Origin of the sequence: Pseudomonas aphyarum, assembly GCF_028657055.1 — a bacterium.
GTDB lineage: Bacteria > Pseudomonadota > Gammaproteobacteria > Pseudomonadales > Pseudomonadaceae > Aquipseudomonas > Aquipseudomonas aphyarum.
This window is the reverse complement of the sequence record NZ_JAMDGS010000007.1, coordinates 22,096-45,743: the sequence shown is the minus strand read 5'-3', so window position 1 is coordinate 45,743 and position 23,648 is coordinate 22,096. Positions and strand designations below refer to the sequence as shown.

At 62.1% G+C, this 23,648-nt stretch carries 16 protein-coding genes; 11 read left to right on the top strand and 5 right to left on the bottom strand.

Features of this window, described 5'->3' with window-relative positions; genetic code table 11:
* The first annotated feature begins 12 nt into the window (after positions 1-12).
* A complete protein-coding gene (gene guaD / locus M5G18_RS10615) occupies positions 13-1,317 on the top strand; it encodes a guanine deaminase (RefSeq protein WP_179692137.1) in 1,305 nt (434 codons plus the stop codon).
* 71 nt (positions 1,318-1,388) lie between these two features.
* Here the strand turns inward: guaD and M5G18_RS10610 are convergent, their stop codons facing one another.
* The gene (locus M5G18_RS10610) at positions 1,389-2,153 is read right to left on the bottom strand and encodes a GntR family transcriptional regulator (RefSeq protein WP_007952027.1); all 765 of its coding nucleotides are present in this window, start codon (positions 2,151-2,153) and stop codon (positions 1,389-1,391) included.
* Positions 2,154-2,378: 225 nt separating this feature from the next.
* On the opposite strand from M5G18_RS10610, the gene M5G18_RS10605 reads away from it, so the two are divergent.
* Entirely contained in the window at positions 2,379-3,569 is a 1,191-nt protein-coding gene (locus tag M5G18_RS10605) for a benzoate/H(+) symporter BenE family transporter (protein ID WP_039770013.1), read from the top strand.
* 54 nt (positions 3,570-3,623) lie between these two features.
* On the opposite strand, the gene M5G18_RS10600 is transcribed toward M5G18_RS10605, so the two are convergent.
* Complete coding sequence (locus M5G18_RS10600) at positions 3,624-3,968, bottom strand: YggL family protein (RefSeq protein ID WP_007952029.1); 345 nt, start codon at positions 3,966-3,968, stop codon at positions 3,624-3,626.
* Positions 3,969-4,202: 234 nt separating this feature from the next.
* On the opposite strand from M5G18_RS10600, the gene dacB reads away from it, so the two are divergent.
* Positions 4,203-5,663: a D-alanyl-D-alanine carboxypeptidase/D-alanyl-D-alanine endopeptidase gene (dacB, locus tag M5G18_RS10595; protein ID WP_007952030.1), complete on the top strand. Its 1,461-nt coding sequence runs from the start codon at positions 4,203-4,205 to the stop codon at positions 5,661-5,663.
* 142 nt (positions 5,664-5,805) lie between these two features.
* On the opposite strand, the gene M5G18_RS10590 is transcribed toward dacB, so the two are convergent.
* Together M5G18_RS10590 and rlmKL are read right to left on the bottom strand one after the other, a co-directional pair.
* Positions 5,806-8,190 carry a sensor domain-containing diguanylate cyclase gene (locus M5G18_RS10590; protein WP_273898381.1) on the bottom strand — a complete coding sequence of 795 codons (2,385 nt, stop codon included), beginning with the start codon at positions 8,188-8,190 and terminating at the stop codon, positions 5,806-5,808.
* Positions 8,191-8,336: 146 nt separating this feature from the next.
* Complete coding sequence (gene rlmKL, locus M5G18_RS10585; RefSeq protein ID WP_273898380.1) at positions 8,337-10,607, bottom strand: bifunctional 23S rRNA (guanine(2069)-N(7))-methyltransferase RlmK/23S rRNA (guanine(2445)-N(2))-methyltransferase RlmL; 2,271 nt, start codon at positions 10,605-10,607, stop codon at positions 8,337-8,339.
* 530 nt (positions 10,608-11,137) lie between these two features.
* On the opposite strand from rlmKL, the gene rmf reads away from it, so the two are divergent.
* Positions 11,138-11,353, top strand: a complete 216-nt coding sequence (rmf, locus tag M5G18_RS10580; RefSeq protein WP_003223300.1) for a ribosome modulation factor — start codon at positions 11,138-11,140, stop codon at positions 11,351-11,353.
* Between the two features lie 138 nt (positions 11,354-11,491).
* Here the strand turns inward: rmf and M5G18_RS10575 are convergent, their stop codons facing one another.
* The gene (locus M5G18_RS10575) at positions 11,492-12,511 is read right to left on the bottom strand and encodes a quinone-dependent dihydroorotate dehydrogenase (protein ID WP_007952033.1); all 1,020 of its coding nucleotides are present in this window, start codon (positions 12,509-12,511) and stop codon (positions 11,492-11,494) included.
* A 222-nt stretch (positions 12,512-12,733) separates the two neighbouring features.
* On the opposite strand from M5G18_RS10575, the gene M5G18_RS10570 reads away from it, so the two are divergent.
* From M5G18_RS10570 to M5G18_RS10540, 7 genes are all read left to right on the top strand, one after another.
* Entirely contained in the window at positions 12,734-13,945 is a 1,212-nt protein-coding gene (locus tag M5G18_RS10570; RefSeq protein ID WP_273898379.1) for a CmpA/NrtA family ABC transporter substrate-binding protein, read from the top strand.
* 15 nt (positions 13,946-13,960) lie between these two features.
* On the top strand, positions 13,961-14,536 hold the full coding sequence (locus M5G18_RS10565) for an ANTAR domain-containing response regulator (protein WP_007916390.1): 576 nt from the start codon (positions 13,961-13,963) through the stop codon (positions 14,534-14,536).
* Between the two features lie 431 nt (positions 14,537-14,967).
* Positions 14,968-16,179 (top strand): nitrate/nitrite transporter, encoded by a 1,212-nt coding sequence (locus M5G18_RS10560; protein WP_273898378.1) that lies wholly within the window; start codon positions 14,968-14,970, stop codon positions 16,177-16,179.
* Positions 16,180-16,186: 7 nt separating this feature from the next.
* Positions 16,187-17,857: a bifunctional protein-serine/threonine kinase/phosphatase gene (locus M5G18_RS10555; protein ID WP_273898377.1), complete on the top strand. Its 1,671-nt coding sequence runs from the start codon at positions 16,187-16,189 to the stop codon at positions 17,855-17,857.
* 309 nt (positions 17,858-18,166) lie between these two features.
* On the top strand, positions 18,167-20,620 hold the full coding sequence (gene nirB, locus M5G18_RS10550) for a nitrite reductase large subunit NirB (protein ID WP_045121673.1): 2,454 nt from the start codon (positions 18,167-18,169) through the stop codon (positions 20,618-20,620).
* Positions 20,617-20,934 (top strand): nitrite reductase small subunit NirD, encoded by a 318-nt coding sequence (gene nirD, locus M5G18_RS10545; protein ID WP_007951992.1) that lies wholly within the window; start codon positions 20,617-20,619, stop codon positions 20,932-20,934. Before nirB ends, nirD begins: the two co-directional genes overlap by 4 nt.
* On the top strand, positions 20,934-23,648 hold the full coding sequence (locus M5G18_RS10540; protein WP_273898376.1) for a nitrate reductase: 2,715 nt from the start codon (positions 20,934-20,936) through the stop codon (positions 23,646-23,648). Before nirD ends, M5G18_RS10540 begins: the two co-directional genes overlap by 1 nt.

Sequence of the window (23,648 nt, the reverse complement as noted above, 5' to 3'; positions counted from 1 at the left end):
TAGAGAACCCTCATGCCTCTGACTCGCAAAGCCTACCGCGCCGCCATCCTGCACAGCATCGCCGACCCTGCCGAGGTCGGCATCGAAGCCTCCTACGAGTATTTCGAGGACGGCCTGCTGGTGGTCGATGACGGCAAGATCAGCGCCCTCGGCCACGCCAGCGAACTGCTGCCGACCCTGCCGGCGGACATCGAGATCACGCATCACAAGGATGCGCTGATCACCCCGGGCTTCATCGACACCCACATCCACCTGCCGCAGACCGGCATGGTCGGTGCCTACGGCGAGCAACTGCTGGACTGGCTGAACACCTACACCTTCCCGTGCGAAAGCCAGTTCGCCGACAAGGCCCACGCCGATGAAGTGGCGGATATTTTCATCAAGGAACTGCTGCGCAACGGCACCACCACCGCGCTGGTGTTCGGCAGCGTGCATCCGCAATCGGTGAACTCGTTCTTTGAAGCCGCCGAGAAGCTGGACCTGCGGATGATCGCCGGCAAGGTGATGATGGACCGCAACGCGCCGGACTACCTGACCGACACCCCGGAATCGAGCTACGTCGACAGCAAGGCGCTGATCGAACGCTGGCACGGCAAAGGTCGTCTGCACTATGCGGTCACCCCGCGTTTCGCTCCGACCAGCACCCCGGAACAGCTGACCCTCGCCGGCCAGTTGCTCAGCGAATACCCGGATCTGTACATGCAGACCCACATCAGCGAAAACCTCAAGGAAGTCGAGTGGGTCAAGGAGCTGTTCCCGGAGCGCAAGGGCTACCTGGACGTCTACGACCACTATCAGTTGCTCGGCGAGCGCTCGGTGTTCGCCCACGGCGTACACCTGTGCGACGACGAATGCGCACGCCTGGCGGAGACCGGCTCGGCAGTCGCGTTCTGCCCGACCTCGAACTTCTTCCTCGGCAGCGGCCTGTTCAATCTGCCGATGGCCGAGAAGCACAAACTGAACGTCGGCCTGGGGACTGACGTCGGCGGTGGCACCAGTTTCTCGCTGCTGCAAACCCTGAACGAAGCCTACAAGGTGATGCAGCTGCAAGGTGCGCGCCTGAGCCCGTTCAAGTCGCTGTACCTCGCCACCCTCGGCGGCGCGCGGGCACTGCGTCTGGAAGACAAGATCGGCAACCTGCAACCGGGCTCCGACGCCGACTTCCTGGTGCTGGACTACAACGCTACGCCGCTGCTGAGCTACCGCTTGAAGCAGGCCAACAACATTGCCGAAACGCTGTTCGTGCTGATGACCCTGGGCGATGACCGCACTGTGGCTCAGACTTATGCAGCAGGTGCGCTGGTGCATCAACGCTGAGTTTTCCCAAGGCATAAAAAATCCCCCGGTACTTCGCAGTCCGGGGGATTTTTATTGCCTGTCGATTCGCCTCAGAGCTTGACCGCCGGCCGCCCGGGCTTCTTGGTCTGCAGCAGGTGCGAGAACACCGCATGCAGATCGTCTGACGCGCTTTCCTCGTCGAGGTTGAGCTTGCTGTCGATGTGATCCATGTGATGCATCATCAGGTCCACTGCCAGCTCGCCGTTGCGCGCTTCGATGGCGTCGATCAACTGGGTGTGCTCGTCGTACGAACAGTGCGAGCGGTTGCCGCTTTCATATTGGGCGATGATCAGCGACGTCTGCGAAACCAGGCTGCGCTGGAAGCTGATCAACGGCGCGTTCTTCGCCGCTTCGGCCAGTTTCAGGTGGAATTCGCCCGAGAGACGGATGCCGGCACCGCGATCGCCACGGGAGAAGCTGTCGCGCTCGTCGTTGACCATCTGGCGCAGTTCGGCGATCTGCTCGGCGGTGGCGTGTTGCACCGCCAGCTCGGTGATCGCGCGTTCCACCAGACGTCGGGCGAGGAACACCTGACGCGCCTCTTCGACGCTCGGGCTGGCGACGACCGCGCCACGGTTCGGCCGCAACAGCACCACGCCTTCATGGGCCAGACGCGAGAGCGCGCGGCGAATGATGGTGCGGCTGACCCCGAAAATTTCCCCCAGCGCTTCTTCGCTCAACTTTGTGCCGGGCGCCAGGCGCTGTTCGAGGATGGCCTCGAAGATATGCGCATAGACAATATCGTCCTGGGTTCCGCTGCGGCCGGCTTTGCCTGCTCGCGGTTGTTTCTTGAGGGGTTGCAACTGTTCGTTCATGGGCACTCGAGTCGGGAAGAACTGCGGCGAATTGACCGTGACTGTAATACGGCACAGTGGGTCGCTGGCAAGTATCGCGTAAAAAACAGCGCGATTGTACACAATGGAAGGTGGCAACACGACTGTACGGCTGTTTGTGGCTTTGGCTGTATTGCAACGCTCCGTTACGTTTGAGTTTAGGCTTAAACCCGAAATCCGTGGCTTGAACAAGGAAACGCCGCTGTCATGAACGAAATTACCCACACCCGACTGCGCCCGCTGGCGGACACATCGCCCTCCGCCATCGTCGCGGGGTTCATCGCGATGATGACCGGCTATACCAGCTCGCTGGTGCTGATGTTCCAGGCCGGGCAAGCGGCGGGCCTGACCAGCGGGCAGATTTCGTCGTGGATCTGGGCGATCTCCATCGGCATGGCGGTGTGCTCGATCGGCCTGTCCCTGCGTTATCGCACGCCGATCACGATTGCCTGGTCGACACCCGGCGCGGCGTTGCTGATCACCAGCCTCGGCGGCGTTACCTACGGCGAGGCCATCGGCGCCTACATCACCTGCGCGGTGCTGGTGACGATCTGCGGCCTGACCGGCAGCTTCGAACGGCTGGTGAAAAAGATCCCGGCCTCCCTCGCCGCCGCGCTGCTGGCGGGGATCTTGTTCAAGATCGGCAGCGAAATCTTCGTCGCCGCCCAACACCGCACCGGCCTGGTGCTGGGGATGTTCTTCACTTATCTCATCGTCAAACGCCTGTCGCCGCGCTATGCGGTGCTCGCTGCGCTGCTGATCGGCACCGCGCTGTCGGGGTTCATGGGTTTGCTGGACTTCAGCGGCTTTCATCTGGAAGTGGCGACGCCGGTCTGGACCACGCCGCACTTTTCCCTGGCCGCGACCATCAGCATCGGCATTCCGCTGTTTGTGGTCGCGATGACCTCGCAGAACATGCCCGGTATCGCCGTGCTGCGGGCCGACGGCTACAACGTCCCGGCCTCGCCACTGATCACCGCCACCGGCATCGCGTCCCTGCTGCTGGCACCGTTCGGTTCCCACGGCATCAACCTCGCGGCCATCAGCGCGGCGATCTGCACCGGGCCGCATGCCCATGAAGATCGCAACAAACGCTACACCGCTGCGGTGTGGTGCGGGATTTTCTACGGGATTGCCGGGGTGTTCGGCGCCACGCTGGCGGCGCTGTTTGCTGCGCTGCCCAAGGAACTGGTGCTGTCGATTGCTGCTTTGGCGCTGTTCGGTTCGATCATCAACGGCTTGAGCATCGCCATGACCGAGGTGAAGGAACGGGAAGCGGCGCTGATCACGTTCATGGTCACGGCGTCGGGGCTGACGCTGTTTTCCATCGGTTCAGCCTTCTGGGGGATTGTCGCGGGGGTGTTGACCTTGCTGATCCTCAACTGGCGCAAGGCCTGAGTAAAAAGCAGGCATAAAAAAACGGCGACCCTCAGGTCGCCGTTTTTTTCAGTATCACTTGGCCGCGTTGATCGGCTTTTCCGGATACCAAACGTCCAGCAGCGGGCTGATTTCAGTAGAAGTCAGCTCGGAGCGGGTTTTCAGCCAGGCTTCAACAGCAGCGCGCTGCTCTTCGGAGACCGAACCACGCTTCTGCAGGCAAACCAGACCGAAGTCGTCGCCGCCGACATAGCCCAGACCGTTGGCTTCCATGGCTTCTTTGATGAATGCTTCGAGGAAAGCGTCAATGGCTTCTTCGGACAGGTCTTCTTTGAAGCCCAGGTTCAGTTCGAAACCCAGCTCTTGAAATTCATCGACGCACAGTTTTTTGCGCAGACGCTGGGAACGGTTAGTCGCCATTGGAACAATCCTCTTAAGTAATAACGGCCGGCACTTTACCAGTTTAAGCCGGCGATTGCCCGACTCTCTGGGACGTGCGTGCGACCGCCTGTAAAAAAATAACGAATTGGCGCCCTTGCGAAAGGCACAAGCTGTTACACCTTGGGGCATAATGCCGACACTTTCATGACCACTGAGGGCCTTTTCATCCATGTCCTCGTCTTTTTTCCCCTCGGCTGTAGGGTTTTATTTCATATGATCAAATCGTTGCGTCCTCTGCTCCTGGCCGGTCTTCTTCTGCCGCTGGCCCTGCCCGTCTCCGCTGCCACCATCAACACCGCCCTGACCCCCAACGTCGAAAAAGCCCTCAAGGCCAGCAAGCTGCAGCCCACGGCCCTGTCGCTGGTGATGGTGCCGCTGGACGGCCCGGGCACGCCGACCGTGTACAACGCCGACGTGTCGGTCAACCCGGCCTCGACCATGAAGCTGGTCACCACTTACGCGGCGCTGGAAATGCTCGGCCCCAACCATCAGTGGAAAACCGAGTTCTACACCGACGGCGACCTGAACGGCGGGATCCTCAACGGCAACCTCTACCTCAAGGGTGGCGGCGATCCGAAGCTGAACATGGAAAAACTCTGGCTGCTGATGCGCGACCTGCGTGCCAACGGCGTGACCCAGGTCACCGGTGATCTGGTGCTCGATCGCAGCTTCTTCGTGCAGCCGCAACTGCCGGAATTCAACGATGACGGCAACGACGAGAACAAGCCGTTCCTGGTCAAGCCGGATTCGCTGCTGGTCAACCTCAAGGCCCTGCGCTTCGTGGCCCGCAACGACAATGGCCGGGTTTTGATCTCGGTCGAACCGCCGATTGCCAGCATCAACATCGAAAACACCGTCAAAGCGCTCAACTCCAAACAATGCACCGGCGGCGTGCGCTACAACCCGGTGCCGCAGGCCGATGGCAGCGTGACCGTGACCGTGGCCGGCCAGTTGGGCGAAGGCTGCAGCTCGCAGACTTACCTGTCGCTGCTCGACCACGCGACCTACACCGCCGGCGCCGTGCGGGCGATCTGGAAGGAACTGGGCGGCAGCATCCAGGGCAAGGATCGTCTGGCCCCTACCCCGAGCAGCGCCAAAGTGCTGGCCCGGGCGTTCTCGCCGGATCTGGCGGAAATCATCCGCGACATCAACAAGTACAGTAACAACACCATGGCTCAGCAGCTGTTCCTGAGCCTGGGCCAGAAATTCCGCAACGACGCCGACGGCGATGACGCCAAGGCCGCGCAACGCGTGGTCCGTCAGTGGCTGGCGAAGAAGGGCATCACCGCGCCGCACCTGGTGATGGAGAACGGCTCCGGTCTGTCGCGTTCCGAGCGAGTCAGCGCCCGGGAAATGGCCAGCATGCTGCAAGCGGCCTGGCACAGCCCATATGCTGCCGAGTACATCAGCTCGCTGCCGATTGCCGGCACCGACGGCACCATGCGCAAACGCCTGAAAACCACCGCGATGCGCGGCGAAGCCCACGTCAAGACCGGCACCCTGAACACCGTACGGGCGATTGCCGGCTTCAGCCGCGACGTCAACGGCAACACCTGGGCGGTGGTGGCGATCCTCAACGACAAGGCCCCGTTCGGCGCGTCGTCGGTGCTGGATCAGGTGCTGCTGGATCTCTACAAACAGCCGCGGACGCCGCAGACTGCTTCGGTTCTGTAAGCACACCACAAAACACTGTGGGAGCGACGGTGCGACGACTCGACTTGCTCGCGAAGGCGTCCATTCAGTCGATGACGATGTCGACTTTGATGGCCCCTTCGCGAGCAAGCTCGCTCCCACAGGGGTTCAGCGGCAAGCTGGATCAGTTCATCTGCCGCTCAACGCGATCCCGTCCGCCCTGCTTCGCCGCATACACCCCGGAATCCGCCCGCAGCAACAACGCATCCGCGCCCTCTCCCGGTCGCCAGCTGGCAATCCCGAAACTGGCCGTCACCACCCCCACCACATCTATTGGCGCACCGCGCAGGCTTTGCCATAACTCCTCGGCCAGCATGTGGGCGTGATCGCCGTCGATGTCCGGGCACAGCACCATGAACTCCTCGCCGCCCAACCGGCAGAACACATCGGTACGCCGCAGACGATGACCGATGCGCTCGCAGACCGCCTGCAACACGCGGTCGCCCGCTGCGTGACCGTACTGATCGTTGATCCGCTTGAAGTGGTCGATGTCGAGCATGATCACCGACAACTCGCCACCGCCACGCTCGACCCGGGCCATTTCGGTGGTCAGGCGCTCCTGGAAATAGCGCCGGTTGTGAATGCCGGTCAGGGCGTCGGTCACCGATAGCGCGCGCAGCTCTTCTTCGACGCGCTTCAGGTCGGAGATGTCGGAAATGTAACCGTGCCACAACACGCCGCCGCCCGGCAGTTCCTCCGGGGTCGCCTCGCCGCGAACCCAGCGCAGGCCGCGCTCGGGCAGCTGCACGCGGTATTCCTCGCGCCACGGACTGAGGTTGTCCGCCGAGGCGCGGATCGACTTGCGCACGCGGCTGACGTCCTGCGGGTGGATGCGCGTGAAAATGGCTTCGGCGTTGAGCAGCAGCACGTCCGGCTCCAGCTCGTAGATCTCGCGGATGCCGTCGCTGGCGTAGATCACACTGAAGCGCCCGTCGAACTCCATTTTGAATTGATAGATCCCGCCGGGCACATGGGCACTGAGTTTCTTCAACAGCACGTCCCGTGCGGCCAGCGCTTCGTGCACGCGCTTGCGCTCGGTGATGTCGATGCAGATCGCCAGATGTCCGACCCACAGCCCCTGCTCGTCCAGCACCGGCGTGGCCAGCATGTTCACTGGGATGTGGCTGCCATCCTTGCGCACCAGCGTCCACTCCCGCGCCTCATGCCCGCCGACTTCGCCGCCCTCCACCAGCATCGCCTGACAGGTCGGAATGGTTTTGCCATAACGAGCGCTGAGCTCCGCCGCGCGGGCCACCAGCTCCCGGGGAAAGTGCAGGTTTTCCAGGGTCATGTGGCCGACCACTTCGCTGCTCAGATAACCGAGCATCTGCTCGGCGCCAGGGTTGAAAGTGTTGATCACCCCGCGCAAGTCGGTGGCGATGATTGCCACCTGGGTCGCCGCGTTGAGCACCCCGCGCAACTGGCCGTGGGTGCCGCGCAGTTCCTGTTCGCGCTCATGCAGCTCCTGGGTGCGCAACTCGACCATGCGCAACGCGCGCTGGCGCTGACTGACCAGCACATAAAGCAGCGCGCTCAGCAGCAGACTGAGCAATCCGCCCAGCACCACCACACTGCCAACCGACGAATGGTTGGCCTGCATGAACGCTTCGCTGGGCAGGATATCCACCTGATAGTCGTGATCGGCCATGCGCACCAATCGGGTGGCGGACAGATCGCTCGGTGCCGGTTCGTTGGTCGATTCGAACAGCACTTCATGCTGATCGTTGGTGGACAGATCAAGAATGCGCACCGACAAATAGTCATGGAACGCATCCGGCAAACCGTCCGCCAGCAGCTGACGCATGCTGATGACGGCCATCACGTAGCCGAACGACTTCGGCTCGCCAGGACGCAGCACCGGCGCCACCAACAGCACGCCGCGTGCATAGGCCGGTTCGATCGCCACCAGATGCATCGGTTGCGACACCGCCAGGCCACCGATCTGGTCGGCGCGCTCCAGGGTCGTGCGGCGCAGCGGCTGGGCCAGCAAGTCGTAACCCAGCGGCGAGCCGAGCCGGCTCTGGGTCTGGCTGTACAACACCACTACGTATTCATCACGGGCCGAGGCCAGTTGCAGCTCGCCGCGGGCATTGAGTTCGCGCACGCTGAAGGTGCTCAGGCCTTCATCCCGCGCCCGCTGTTCGAAGGCTGCACGCTCGGCGCCGCTCACCCGCAAGGCGAACGAATAGGCCTGAGTGCGCAGTAATAAAGGTTGGGTGTAGCCGTCGAATTCGGCGCGAGACACCGATTCGGAGTTGGCGAAGAACCGGCGCAAGCCGTCGAGGCGTTGTTCCTGGTCCTGAAAACGTTCTTCGATGCGGCTGTAGCGCTCGTTGGCCAGCAGTTGAAAGCGTTGGCGCAACTGGCTGTGAAACTGATTGAGGGTGCCCCAGGCGAGCAGCCCCGTGAGAATCCCGCCGGCGAGCAATACCAGCAGCGCGACCAGCCAGGCCGAGACTTCTTCGCTGATAAAACCCAATATCTTCGGGCGCACGGGGTGCAACGACATAAAAGCCACTCACTACGTCAGCATCTGCGGGAAAAACCCCATCGGCCGTGTGTGAGTTATAGCTATTAGCCACTAATTTGGCTAGCTCTGAACGGATCCAAGAGCCTTTAAAAATCAAGGCTCTGTGGATCCAATTTTGCAGAGTGTCAACGAGCCGTGATTTTCCAGGCGCGGTGGATCTTGCCGTTGCGAGCGAAATCCGGGTCGATGGTGCTGGCGGTGATTTCCTCGACCGCGTAACGCTCGGCCAGGTTGTCTTCGAGCTGGAACTTGCGGAAGTTGTTGGAGAAGTACAACACCCCGCCCGCTGCCAGACGGGCCATGGCCAGGTCGATCAACTGCACCTGATCACGCTGCACGTCGAAGATGCCTTCCATGCGCTTGGAGTTGGAGAAGGTCGGCGGATCGATGAAGATCAGATCGTATTCGTCGCGGGAATTCTCCAGCCACGCCATAACATCGCCCTGCTCCAGACGGTTCTTGTCGGAGAAACCGTTGAGCGACAGGTTGCGGCGCGCCCAGTCGAGGTAGGTTTTCGACAAGTCGACGCTGGTGGTGCTGCGCGCGCCGCCCTTGGCCGCGTGCACGCTGGCGGTCGCGGTGTAGCAGAACAGGTTGAGGAAGCGCTTGCCGGCGGCCTCTTTCTGGATCCGCATGCGCATCGGCCGATGGTCGAGGAACAGCCCGGTGTCGAGGTAGTCGGTGAGGTTGACCAGCAACTTCACGCCGCCCTCGGTCACTTCATTGAACTTGCCCTGAGCCGCCTGACGCTCGTACTGCTTGGTGCCGCTCTGACGCTCGCGGCGTTTGACCACCACGCGGCTCTTGTCGATGTTCAGCGCCTGCGGGATGGCCGCCAGCGCATCGAACATGCGGATCGAGGCCTTTTCCGGGTCGATCGACTTCGGCGCGGCGTATTCCTGAACGTGCACCCAGTCGTGGTACAGATCGATGGCCATGGCGTATTCCGGCATGTCCGCATCGTAGACACGGTAGCAGTCGATGCCTTCGCGCTTGACCCACTTGCCCATCGCCTTGAGGTTCTTCTGCAGGCGGTTGGCAAACATCTGCCCGCCTTCGCTCAGGCGCGGTTGCTCGATCACTGGCGCCGGAGCCGGCGTCGGTTTGATCGGGTTGCCGTTCTTGTTGAACTTGCGCTCTTGCGGCTCGTTCGGTGCTTGATCGTATTCGGCTTGCTCGCGTTCGGCCTGACGCTGCTCCGGGGTGCGGCGCTCGCCGGTGACGAACTGATCCGGCAGGACTTTGATCAACAGCAGCTTGCACGGCAGCGCGCCGTTCCAGAACGAATACTGCTTGTGGCTGCGGATGCCCATGCGTTTGCCCAGATCCGGCGCGCCGGTGAACACCGCCGCTTCCCAGTTCAGGCAGGCCTGACGCAGACGCTCGCCAAGGTTCTGGTAGAGGTACAACAGGCTGGCTTCATCACCCAGACGCTCGCCGTACGGCGGGTTGCAGATGACCAGGCCTTTCTGGTTCTGGTCCGGACGCGGTTCGAAGGTCGCGACTTCGCCCTGATAGATCTTGATCCACTCGCTCAGGCCGGCGCGTTCGACGTTGTTGCGGCCCGGCTGGATCAGCCGTGGATCGGCTTCATAACCACGAATCCACAGCGGCGGCTTGGCCAGACCGGCAGCGGCGCGCTCGACGGCTTCTTCATGCAGTTTTTTCCACAGCGCCGGCACGTGACCCAGCCAGGCGGTGAAGCCCCACTGCTCGCGACGCAGGTTCGGCGCCATATCGGCGGCGATCATGCCGGCTTCGACCAGGAACGTGCCGACACCGCACATCGGGTCAGCCAGCGCGCCACCTTCGGCGGCAATGCGCGGCCAGCCGGAACGGATCAGGATCGCGGCTGCAAGGTTCTCTTTCAGCGGCGCAGCGCCCTGCTGCAAGCGGTAGCCGCGCTGGTGCAGGCTGTGGCCGGAAAGGTCGAGGGACAGAATCGCTTCGCCGCGATCCAGACGCAGGTGAATGCGCAGGTCCGGGTTGAGCTTGTCGATGCTTGGGCGATCGCCCTGCGGGGTGCGCAGTTTGTCGACGATGGCGTCCTTGACCTTCAGGGCGCCGAAGTGCGTGTTGTCGATGCCCGAACCGTGGCCGCTGAATTCCACGGCCAGGGTGCCGTCGGCCAGCATGTGATCCTGCCAATCGACGTCGAGTACACCGTGGTACAGGTCTTCGGCGTTTTTCATCGGGAAGCGCTTGAGCACCAGCAGCACCCGGTTGGCCAGACGCGACCAGAGGCACAAGCGATAAGCGGTTTCCATGGTCGCCATGCCACGCACGGCGGAGGTGTGTTCGCGGGCCTCTTCAAGGCCAAGCCCGACGGCTTCCTCGATGAGCAGGCCTTCAAGGCCTTTGGGGCAAGTGAGGAAGAGTTCGAAACGGTCGGACATGGTTTTTCCAGAGCCTTTGGCTAATGAACCGGCAACGCATTGCCGATCCGGTTTTCAATCAGGCGCTTTTCTACAAGAGCGCCCGCGTGGCACGAAGGTGTGCCGTTCCATCCCCGCTGCTCGGGTTAAAAGAGCTTAGATGCCGGGACAGATAAAAAAGTTGAAGCAACAAAATGACTCAAAGCAACCCTTCGTCGAATAGTACCCCAGCGTAAACGTGGGTCATTCTCACTAAAGGATTAACCTCATCATCCAGCGCGGGGCCGATCATACCGGGGTTTGGCCAATAGACACTGGATAAATACGCGGTTACTTATGGCCATAGCATCTTTTTCGTTACGTCCTTATGACAAAACGGTCATTCCATCGATGTGACTCATTGGTTAGAACTGGACACAGGTTGACGTCGCAACGGCGTCAACACCTTGGCTCGCCACGCCGGCAGCGAGCCGCCAACGGCAGAGTTTTTCTGCCAGACCTCAATTGAGGTCGACGCGACAAAAACAGTCAACAAGTGAGGGAAACACCCTATGAGAAGACTTAAGCGTGATCCGTTGGAAAGAGCATTTTTGCGCGGATATCAATATGGCGTTGGTGGCAAATCCCGTGAGCTTTGCCCATTTACTCTACCGTCGGTACGTCAAGCCTGGATCAACGGCTGGCGAGAAGGACGCGGCGACAACTGGGACGGTATGACCGGCACTGCGGGAATCCACAGACTCAACGAACTTCACGCCGTCGGCTGACACAGGGCACTTATTCCGACACGACAATCTGATTTCGCAACACCCTGATCACCATGCACGTCCTTCCCGGACGGCGGGCTACGGCCCAGGGGCTCCTTCGAGGAGCCCTTTTTTATGCCTGCCTTTTATGTCCGCCGATCAGCGCTTGGCGGCGATCGCGTCCACGGACTCGCGGATCAGTGCCGGGCCCTTATAGATGAAGCCGGAGTAGATCTGCACCAGGCTCGCGCCGGCAGCGATCTTCTCGGCAGCATGCTTGCCTTCGGTGATGCCGCCCGCCGCGATGATCGGGAGCTTGCCGCCCAGCTCGGACGCCAGCACTTTCACGGTGTGGGTGCTCTTCTCACGCACCGGCGCGCCGGACAGACCGCCCGCCTCGTCACCGTGTTCCATGCCTTCGACGCCCACGCGGCTGAGGGTGGTGTTGGTGGCAATCACCGCGTCCATCCCGGTTTCGATCAGTGCTTGCGCGACCTGCGCGGTTTCTTCGTCGGTCATGTCCGGCGCGATCTTGATCGCCAGCGGTACATGTTTGCCATGGCGCAGGGCCAGTTCGGCGCGGCGCGTGGCCAGGTCCGCCAGCAACTGCTTGAGCGAATCACCGAATTGCAGGCTGCGCAGGCCCGGGGTGTTCGGCGAGCTGACGTTGACCGTGACATAACTGGCGTGGGCGTAGACCTTGTCCAGACAGATCAGGTAGTCATCCACCGCGCGCTCGACCGGGGTGTCGAAGTTCTTGCCGATGTTGATCCCCAGCACGCCCTTGTATTTGGCCGCCGCCACCCGCGCCAGCAGGTTATCCACGCCGAGGTTGTTGAAACCCATGCGGTTGATGATCGCCTCGGCTTCCGGCAGGCGGAAAATCCGTGGTTTCGGGTTGCCCGGCTGCGGACGCGGGGTCACGGTGCCGATTTCGACAAAACCGAAACCCAGCTGGGCGAAGCCGTCGATGGCCGCACCGTTCTTGTCCAGACCGGCCGCCAGACCGACAGGGTTTGGAAACTCCAGGCCCATGACATTCACCGGCAGCGACGCCGGGGCCTTGCACAGCAAACCGTTGAGGCCCAAACGCCCGCCCGCGCCGATCAGATCCAGCGACAGATCGTGGGAGGTTTCCGGGGAAAGTTTGAACAACAGCTGACGGGCCAGGGTGTACATGGGCGGCTATGACTCGGGCGGCGAAAAGAGGCGGCGATTATAGCCGGGCATCGCCCCGCCGCGCGAGGCGCACGGGTAAATCCGTGCGCATGGCATATGCCTTGCACCTTCCCCGTTATCAGCCCGCAGGCCAATGGTGGCGTGCAGGCAAGGACAATGGCGTCGTCTCTCGGTTTTGCGCGGGCAAAGCCCGGGACGACGTTTTTTTTGAGGGTGGCTTTCATGACTCAAACCTCCGCCGGGCCGCTGGCCTGGGTAAACGGCAGCGATGCCCCGGAAAAAAGCGCGATCAACCTCGGCTTCATGGCTTTGAGCGACTGCGCCTCGCTGGTGGTCGCCGCCACTCAAGGCTTTGCTCAGCCTTACGGCTTGACCCTGAATCTCAAGCGTCAGAGTTCCTGGGCCAACCTGCGGGACAATCTGGTCAGCGGCGAACTCGATGCCGCCCACAGCCTTTACGGCCTGATCTACGCGGTGCACCTGGGCATCGGCGGTGTCGCGCCGACCGACATGGCGGTGCTGATGGGCCTGAACCAGAACGGCCAGAGCCTCAACCTGTCCCACGGTTTGCAGGGCCTGGGCGTGACCGGTCCTGAAGCGCTGCACCATCATGTGCACCAAACCCGCGCAAAACTGACCTTCGCCCAGACCTTCCCGACCGGCACCCATGCCATGTGGCTGTATTACTGGCTGGCGAGCCAGGGCATTCACCCGTTGCAGGATGTCGACAGCGTGGTGGTACCGCCGCCGCAAATGGTCGCGCACTTGCAGGCCGGACGCATCGATGGCCTCTGCGTCGGCGAGCCTTGGGCGGCCAGCGCCGTGCAGCAGGATCTCGGTTTCACGCTGGCCACCAGCCAGACCATCTGGCCCGATCACCCGGAAAAAGTCCTCGGCTGCACCCGCGCCTTCGTCGAGCAATACCCCAACACCGCCCGCGCGCTGGTGATGGCGATCCTCGAAGCCAGCCGTTTCATCGAAGAAAGCCCGGAAAACCGCCGCAGCACCGCGCAATTGCTGAGCGCCCCGGAATACCTCGACGCCCCGGTTTCTTGCATCGAACCACGCTTTCTCGGCGACTACGACGATGGCCTCGGCAATCGCTGGCAGGACCCGCACGCTTTGCGCTTTCACGGCGATGGCGCGGTGAACCTGCCGTATCTGTCGGATGGCATGTGGTTCATGACCCAGTTTCGCCGTTGGGGTTTGCTGCGCGATGACCCGGACTACCTCGCCGTCGCCCGTCAGGTGCAGCAACTGGAGATCTATCGCGACGCGGCGACTGCTGTGGGCGTCGCGGCCTGGGGCAAGGACATGCGCAGCAGCCAGTTGATCGACGGCAAAATCTGGGACGGCAGCGACCCGGCCGCCTACGCCCGAAGCTTCAAGCTCCACGCGCTGAACGACAGCGCACCCCTTCTCACCCACCGCTGACAGGAGACCGCGAACATGCTGCGCATTCTGCTGATCAACGACACCGCGAAAAAAGTCGGTCGCCTGAAAGCCGCGCTGACCGAGGCCGGTTTCGAGGTGATCGACGAATCGGGCCTGACCATCGACCTGCCGGCGCGCGTCGAAACGGTGCGTCCGGACGTGATCCTGATCGATACCGAGTCACCGAGCCGCGATGTGATGGAACAAGTGGTGCTGGTCAGCCGCGACCAGCCACGGCCGATCGTGATGTTCACCGACGAGCATGACCCCGGCGTGATGCGTCAGGCGATCAAGTCCGGGGTCAGTGCCTACATCGTCGAGGGCATTCACGCACAACGCTTGCAGCCGATTCTCGACGTGGCCATGGCCCGCTTCGAAAGCGATCAGGCCTTGCGCGCCCAGCTACAGGCCCGCGACCAGCAACTGGCCGAGCGCAAGCGCATCGAACTGGCCAAGGGTCTGTTGATGAAAATGAAGGACTGCAACGAAGAAGAGGCCTACACCCTGATGCGCCGCCAGGCCATGAGCCGCCAGCAGAAACTGATTCAGGTGGCGGAACAGATCATTGCGATGAGCGAGTTGCTTGGCTGAAAAGCCCCTCACCCTAACCCTCCCGAAACGTCGGACCGCCCGGAGGGAGAGGGAACCGACCGCAGTGTCTTGCGTCATACATCGACCTGAAAAACCCAGTCGATTATGGATTCAAAGCCGATCGTTCACGTCGGCGTATCTCTCGAATATCCCCCGATCAGTCCCCTCTCCCTCCGGGAGAGGGTTAGGGTGAGGGCGCTTTTGATTTTGACTTGGCACAAATCTCGCTAAGCAATCCCTACAGGTAACCAACGGCGGTTGCCCCACCTACGACAAAGACGTCGCTCACCTTCTTCGCCCCTTTCGGCGATCCGGGTAGCGGCGTTTTTGCGTTTTGGCCCCACAGCCCGGGGCCGGTGGTGCGGCCGTGGCGGCGCCCCACTGTGCTGGTTCTGACTCCTTCTCGAGATTCTCTACAGCTGAGGTGCGCGATGAATAAAAGCTTCTGGAAATCCGGCCACACCCCGACCCTGTTCGCGGCCTTCCTGTACTTCGACCTGAGCTTCATGGTCTGGTACCTGCTCGGCCCGCTGGCGGTGCAGATTGCCGCCGACCTGCACCTGACCACCCAACAGCGCGGCCTCGTAGTGGCCACGCCGATTCTGGCCGGCGCGGTGCTGCGTTTTGCGATGGGCATGCTCGCCGATCGCCTGTCGCCGAAAACCGCCGGGCTGATCGGCCAGGTGATCGTGATCTGCGCGCTGTTCGGTGCCTGGAAGCTGGGCATCCACAGTTATGAACAGGCCCTGCTGCTCGGCCTGTTCCTCGGCATGGCCGGCGCCTCGTTCGCCGTGGCCCTGCCGCTGGCCTCGCAGTGGTATCCGCCGGAGCATCAGGGCAAGGCGATGGGCATCGCCGGGGCCGGCAATTCCGGGACCGTGTTCGCGGCGCTGATCGCTCCGGTACTGGCGGCGGCGTTCGGCTGGAGCAATGTGTTCGGTTTCGCCCTGATCCCGCTGATCCTGACCCTGGTGCTGTTCGCCTGGCTGGCGAAAAACGCGCCGGAGCGGCCGAAAGCCAAATCCATGGCCGACTACTTCAAGGCCCTGGGCGACCGTGACAGCTGGTGGTTCATGTTTTTCTACAGCGTCACCTTCGGCGGCTTCATCGGCCTGGCCAGCGCCCTGCCCGGCTACTTCAACGATCAATACGCCCTGAGCCCGGTGACCGCCGGTTATTACACTGCGGCCTGCGTGTTCGGCGGCAGCCTGATGCGTCCACTGGGCGGCGCGCTGGCTGATCGTTTCGGTGGGATTCGCACGCTCTTGGCGATGTACACGGTCGCAGCGGTTTGTATCGCAGCGGTCGGCTTCAACCTGCCAAGTTCCTACGCGGCGCTGGCACTTTTCGTCTGCACCATGCTCGGTCTCGGCGCGGGTAACGGCGCGGTGTTCCAACTGGTGCCGCAACGTTTCCGTCGCGAAATCGGCGTGATGACCGGACTGATCGGCATGGCCGGCGGCATCGGCGGTTTCGCTCTGGCAGCAGGCATGGGCGCGATCAAACAGAGCACCGGCAGCTATCAACTGGCGCTTTGGCTGTTCGCCAGCCTTGGCGTGCTGGCGTGGTTTGGCCTGCACGGGGTCAAACGTCGCTGGAGAACCACCTGGGGTTCGGCGGCCGTGACCGCTGCCCGGGTCTGAGGCCCGAATGGCTCTGCAACTGAGCTTCGCCGAAGCCAGCGCCACCGGCCCCCGCGCGGAAAACCAGGACGCCTTGCGCCTGGTTACGCCGGCCCCGGCGCTGGCTGCCAGCAAAGGGTTTCTGTTCGCCATCGCCGACGGCGTCAGCCAATGCGCCGATGGCGGGCTGGCCGCGCGTTCGACCTTGCAGGCGTTGGCGCTGGACTACTACGCCACCCCGGAAACCTGGAGCGTGGCCCAGGCCCTCGACCGTCTGCTGCTCGCGCAAAACCGCTGGTTGCAGGCCAACGGTGGTGGCCAGCCGTTGCTGACGACGGTCAGTGCGCTGGTAATGCGTGGCCGGCGGTTTACTTTGGCGCACGTCGGTGATTGCCGGGTCTATCGCTGGCACGCCGAGACCTTGCAGCGGATCAGCGAGGATCACGTCTGGGATCAACCGGGCATGCAGCATGTGCTCAAACGGGCATTGGGGCTGGATCAGCATCTGGTGCTGGATTTTCTCGACGGCGAATTGCGTGACGGCGAATGCTTCGTGCTGCTCAGCGATGGCGTGTGGGCGGCGCTCGGCGATACCACCATCGCCGAAATTCTGCGCGATCAGCCGGATCTGAACAGTGCCGCGCAAACGTTGGTCAACGCCGCGCATCTGGCCGGCAGTCAGGACAATGCCAGCGCTTTATTGGTGCGAGTGGATGCCGTCGGCGAGGCCAGCCTTGGCGATGCGCTGATTCATTTGCAGCAGTGGCCGCTGCCCCCGCCGCTGAAACCGGATCAGGCCTTTGAAGGCTGGCAGGTTCAAGAGGTTATAAGTCGCAGCCAGCAATCGTTGCTGTATCGCGTGCTCGATGGTCAGGGCCAGGCGTGGCTGTTGAAGACGTTGCCTGCACAACTGACAGACGATGCCCAGGCCGGTCAGGCCTTGCTGGCGGAGGAATGGTTTCTCAAACGCGTCGCCGGGCGGCATTTCCCTGAAGTCCATAGCGCTGGCCAGCGTCAGCATTTGTACTACGTGATGCGTGAATATTCGGGGACAACCCTGGCGCAGGTGTTCGAACAAAGCGGCCCGCTGCCACTGGCTCAGTGGCAGGATCTGGCCGAACGCCTGTTGCGGGCGGCCGGCCTGCTGCATCGACGGCAGATCCTGCACCGCGACATCAAACCGGAAAACCTGCACCTGGGGGACGACGGCGAGTTGCGTCTGCTGGATTTCGGTCTGGCGTATTGCCCCGGTCTGTCGCAGGACGCACCGTCGACCCTGCCCGGAACCCCGAGCTACATCGCGCCGGAGGCCTTTCAGGGCGCAGTACCCAGCGCACAACAGGATCTGTATGCGGTGGGCGTGACCCTGTATTTCTTGCTTACCGGACACCTTCCCTATGGCGAGATCGAAGCCTTCCAGCGCCCGCGTTTCGGGGCGCCGGTGAGTGCCGGTCGTTATCGCCCGGATCTGCCGGAGTGGCTGACGCAGTGTCTGGAGCGCGGTGTAGCGGCCGATCCTTTGCAACGCTATGAAACCGCCGAGGAATGGTTGCTGACGCTGGAGCAAGGTGAACGCCACAGCCTGAATGTTCGCCCTCGGCCCTTGCTCGAACGTGAGCCGCTGAAGGTCTGGCGGACGTTGGCGTTGCTGGCGCTGCTGGGCAATCTGGTGCTGCTGTTTCTGTTGTTTCATGGCTGATACGGCGCTCCATTAACGGGCGTGCCGCTTCCATTCAGTGCAAAAACCACAATGAACATCTGGCCAATTCCAGCATTAACCCAGTGAATTCGCGGCCCGCCGCGACTTGGCACAACCACTGCATTAACGTTTCCAACTGACATAAAGCCCGACCTTCAACGACGAAGGCCAGGCTTCCCGAGAGAACGGGACAAGGACAAAGGCGTCCTCGCTAGGTAACTGGCGGGACGCCTTTTTTGTTTGCGCCATTTTTGTCGAGCAAGGCCTGACTGCCCACAAGAGGCAAGCCCGATGCTCCCGGAGAACCTGATGAAAAAACTCAAACTGGTGATGATCGGTAATGGCATGGCTGGGGTCCGCACCCTGGAAGAACTGCTCAAGCTGAGCAACGAACTGTACGACATCACGGTCTTCGGCGCCGAACCGCACACCAACTACAACCGCATCCTGCTGTCGCCGGTATTGGCTGGCGAACAGACCTTCGAGGAGATCGTGCTCAACGACCTCGACTGGTACCTGGAAAACAACATCAAACTGCTGCTCAACCGCAAAGTGGTGGAGATCGACCGGGTCAAACGCCGAGTGATCGCCGAGGACGGCACCGAGGCCGAATACGATCGCCTGCTGATCGCCACCGGCTCGACCCCGTTCATCCTGCCGATCCCCGGCAACACCTTGCAGGGCGTGATCGGTTACCGCGACATCGCCGACACCCAGGCCATGATCGACACCGCAAAAACCCACAAGCACGCCGTGGTGATCGGCGGCGGCCTGCTCGGCCTCGAAGCGGCCAACGGCCTGATGCTGCGCGGCATGCACGTCACCGTGGTGCACCTCGGTGAATGGCTGCTGGAGCGGCAACTGGACAAAACCAGCGGCCAGCTCCTGCAAACCGCCCTCGAATCCCGTGGCCTGCACTTCCGCCTGTGCGAACAGACCCAGGCCCTGCACGACGCCGGCAATGGTCGCGTCGGCTCGGTGCAATTCAAGAACGGCGACATCATCCCCGCCGATCTGGTGGTCATGGCCGCCGGCATCCGCCCCAATACCGAACTCGCGGAAAAGGCCGGCATCCCGTGCAATCGCGGGATTCTGGTCAACGACACCCTGCAAACCTACGACCCGCGCATCTATGCCATCGGCGAATGCGCCAGCCACCGTGGCATTGCCTACGGCCTGGTGGCACCGCTGTTCGAACAGGCCAAGGTCTGTGCCAATCACCTGGCCCAACTGGGTTTCGCCCGCTACCAGGGCTCGGTGACGTCGACCAAATTGAAAGTAACCGGCATCGACCTGTTTTCCGCCGGCGACTTCATGGGCGGCGAAGGCACCGAGACCATCACCCTCTCCGACCCGATCGGCGGGGTGTACAAAAAACTGGTGATCAAGGATGACGTGCTGGTCGGCGCCTGTCTGTACGGCGATACGGCAGATGGCGGTTGGTATTTCCGGCAGATTCGTGAGAATCACGCCATCGGCGAGATCCGCGATCATCTGATGTTTGGTGAAAACGCCCTCGGCGACGTAGGACACCAAGGCCAGGACAAAGCCATGAGCATGGCCGACAACGCCGAAGTCTGCGGCTGCAACGGCGTGTGCAAGGGCACCATCGTCAAGGCGATTCAGGAACACGGCCTGTTCAGCGTCGACGAGGTAAAGAAACACACCAAGGCGGCCAGCTCCTGCGGCTCCTGCGCCGGGCTGGTCGAGCAGATCCTGATCAACACCGTTGGCGGCGCGGCGGACGTCAAACCGAAAAGCGAAAAGGCCATCTGCGGTTGCAGCGATCTCAATCACGGCCAGATCCGCCAGGCCATTCGCGAACAGCATTTGCTGACCATCGCCGGCACCATGAGCTACCTCAACTGGCGCACTCCGAACGGCTGCGCCACCTGCCGCCCGGCCCTCAACTATTACCTGATTTCCACCTGGCCCGGCGAAGCCAAGGACGATCCGCAGTCGCGCCTAATCAACGAGCGGGCCCACGCCAACATCCAGAAGGACGGCACTTATTCGGTGGTGCCACGGATGTGGGGCGGCGTGACCAACCCGTCGGAGCTGCGGCGGATCGCCGACGTGGCGGACAAATATCAGGTGCCGATGGTCAAGGTCACCGGCGGCCAGCGCATCGACTTACTGGGGATTAAAAAGCAGGATCTGCCCGGCGTGTGGAAAGACCTCGACATGCCATCCGGCCACGCCTACGGCAAATCGATCCGTACGGTGAAAACCTGCGTCGGCAGCGAGTTCTGCCGTTTCGGCACACAGAATTCGACCCAGTTGGGCATCGACCTCGAACACGACCTGTTCAACATGTGGTCGCCGCACAAAGTGAAGCTGGCGGTCTCCGGATGCCCACGCAACTGCTCGGAAGCAGGGATCAAGGACGTAGGAATCATCGGTGTCGATTCCGGTTGGGAGATGTACATCGGTGGCAACGGCGGGATCAAGACCGAAGTCGCCGAGTTCTTCGTCAAGCTCAAGACCGCCGAGGAAGTGCGCGAATACAACGGCGCATTCCTGCAGCTGTACCGCGAAGAAGCCTTCTACCTCGAACGCACCGTGCATTACCTGCAACGGGTCGGCATGGAGCACATCAAGAAAGCCGTGCTGGAAGATCCCGAGCGCCGCAAGGCCCTGAACGAGCGCCTGCAATTCTCCCTGTCGTTCGAACAGGACCCGTGGAAAGAACGCCTCGCCCAGCCACAACTGAAAAAAGAATTCGACGTGATCCCCGTGAAAAACCTGGAGGTGCCGGCATGAACTGGCTCGATATCTGTGCCCTGGAAGAGATCAATGCCCTCGGTTCGCGGATCATCGCCGGGCCCAAAGGTGACATTGCGATCTTTCGCACAAGCGACGACGAAGTTTTCGCACTCGATGACCGCTGCCCGCACAAGGGCGGCCCGTTGTCTCAAGGCCTGATCTACGGCAAACGTGTCGCCTGCCCGCTGCACAACTGGCAGATCGACCTGCAATCCGGCGAAGCCCAGGCGCCGGACGTCGGCTGTGCTCATCATCACCCGGCCCGGGTCGAAAACGGTCGCGTGCAACTGGCCCTGCGGGACGCCGTCTGATGAACCGCCAGACGACCGCCTCGACCTGCTGCTATTGCGGGGTCGGCTGCGGCGTGCTGATCGAGCATGACGGCGAGCGCATTCTCGGCGTCAGCGGCGATCCGGCGCATCCGGCCAACTTCGGCAAACTGTGCAGCAAAGGCTCGACCCTGCACCTGACTGGCGACCTAGCGGCACGAGCGCTGCACCCGGAATTGCGCCTGGGCAAAGGCCTGGCGCGCAGTCGTTGCGACTGGGACACCGCGCTGGATCACGCCACCAACGTGTTCGCCGAAACCATCGCCGAACACGGCCCGGACAGCGTGGCGTTCTACATCTCCGGGCAGTTGCTGACCGAGGATTACTACGCCTTCAACAAACTGGCGCGGGCGCTGGTCGGCACCAATAACATCGACAGCAATTCGCGGCTGTGCATGTCTTCGGCAGTGGTCGGCTACAAGCGCAGCCTCGGCGCCGACGCACCACCGTGCAGCTACGAAGACCTGGAGTTGAGCGATTGCGTGGTGATCGTCGGCAGTAACATGGCCTACGCCCATCCGGTACTTTTTCGCCGTCTCGAAGAAGCCAAATCCCGTCGCCCGCAGATGAAAGTCGTCGTTATCGATCCAAGGCGCACCGACACCTGCGATCTGGCCGACCTACATCTGGCGATTCTGCCGGGCACCGATGTCGCGTTGTTCCATGGGATTTTGCATCTGCTGTTGTGGGAAGACTGGATTGATCGCGACTTCATCCAGGCGCATACCGAAGGTCTCGCCGAGCTGAAAAGCCTCGTGCGTGATTACACGCCAGCCATGGTGTCGCAGCTGTGCGGGATCAGTATCGAGCAATTGCAGCAATGCGCCGAATGGATCGGCACCGCGCCGAGTTTTCTGTCGCTGTGGTGCATGGGCCTGAACCAGTCCACCGCTGGCAGCGCGAAGAACAGCGCGCTGATCAATCTGCACCTGGCCACCGGGCAAATCGGCCGGCCCGGTGCAGGACCTTTCTCCCTGACCGGTCAGCCGAATGCCATGGGCGGACGGGAAACCGGCAGCCTTTCCAATCTGTTGCCAGGTCACCGTGAAGTCGCCAATCCGGAGCACCGCGCAGAAGTCGCCGCGTATTGGGGTGTGGATAAGCTGCCGGAAAATACCGGCCTCACCGCCATCGAACTGTTTGAACAAGTCCGTAGCGGCAAGATCAAGGCGCTGTGGATAGCCTGCACCAACCCCGCACAATCGATGCCGGACCAGAACGCTGTACGTGCAGCGTTGGAGGCTTGTCCGTTCGTGGTGTTGCAGGAGGCGTTTCGCACCACCGAAACCGCGACGTTTGCCGATCTGCTGTTGCCGGCGGCCAGTTGGGGTGAGAAAGAAGGCTCGGTGACCAACTCCGAGCGGCGGATTTCCCACGTCCGCCAAGCCATTGCCGCACAGGGTGAAGCGCGTCCGGACTGGGCGATCACGGTGGATTTCGCACAACGCCTGGAGAAACGTCTGCGCCCGCAACAGCCCGGCCTGTTTGCCTTCGAGCAACCGGCACAGTTGTTTGACGAGTACAAACAATTGACCCGGGGTCGAGATCTGGATTTGTCCGGGATCAGCCATGGGTTGATAGATGAACTGGGGCCACAGCAATGGCCCTTCCCCGCTGGCGCTCGCCAAGGCACAGCCCGGCTGTATGGCGACGGGATCTTTCCTACGGCGAACGGGCGCGCACAGTTCGTTGCCGATCCCTATCGCGCCGCCAAAGAACAACGCGACGCGCGCTTTCCACTGACCCTGATCACCGGTCGCCTGCGTGATCAATGGCACGGTATGAGCCGCACCGGTACGGCGGCGCAGTTGTTCGGCCATGTCAGCGAAGCGGTGTTGAGCCTGCATCCTGACGAGTTGCGCCGCCACCGCTTGCAACCGGGGGATCTGGTGAGTCTGAAAAGTCGTCGGGGCGCGGTGATTGTGGCGGTCGCCAGCGATGACAGTGTGCGTCCGGGCCAGGCGTTCTTGCCGATGCACTGGGGCGATCGTTTCCTCAAGGGCGGCGTGAACAGCCTGACCCTGCCCGCCTTCGATCCACTGTCGAAACAGCCGGAACTCAAGCACAGCGGCGTGCGGCTGGAACCGGTGAATTTGCCATGGCAACTGTTCGCACTGATCGAGGGCGATGTTCAACGGCATTTCGAGGCGCTTCGACCGCTCTGTGAGGCGTTTTCCTACGCAAGTCTCAGCCTTGTCGGACGTGAACGGCCTGCGCTGCTGATACGCGCAGCCAGCGCCGCCGCACCCGATCCGCAATTGCTGCGTGAAATCGACCAGTGCCTGGCCCTGATCGACGGGCCGGTGCTGGCTTATGACGATCCTCGCCGTGCCATCGGCAAACGGGTACGCATCGAAAACGGGCGAATCACCGCGATCCGTCTGGCCGGCGAAACCCTCGCACAGCACTGGTTGCAAGGCCTGTGGCTGGAGGGCCGTGCCGACGAACAACTGCGCCGCTGGCTGCTGGCACCGATGAGTGCGCCGCCGGGCAATGCAGGTGCGCAGGTTGTGGCGGACAAAACCTTGTGCAACTGCAAGAACGTCAGCCACAGCGCGGTCTGCGCCGGCATTCGTGAAGGTCTGGATCTACAGGGTTTGAAAAATACATTGGGATGCGGCACGCAATGCGGCTCCTGCGTCCCGGAAATCAAGCGTTTGCTGGCCGCCGAAGTGCGTCCGGTCGCCGTCATCTGA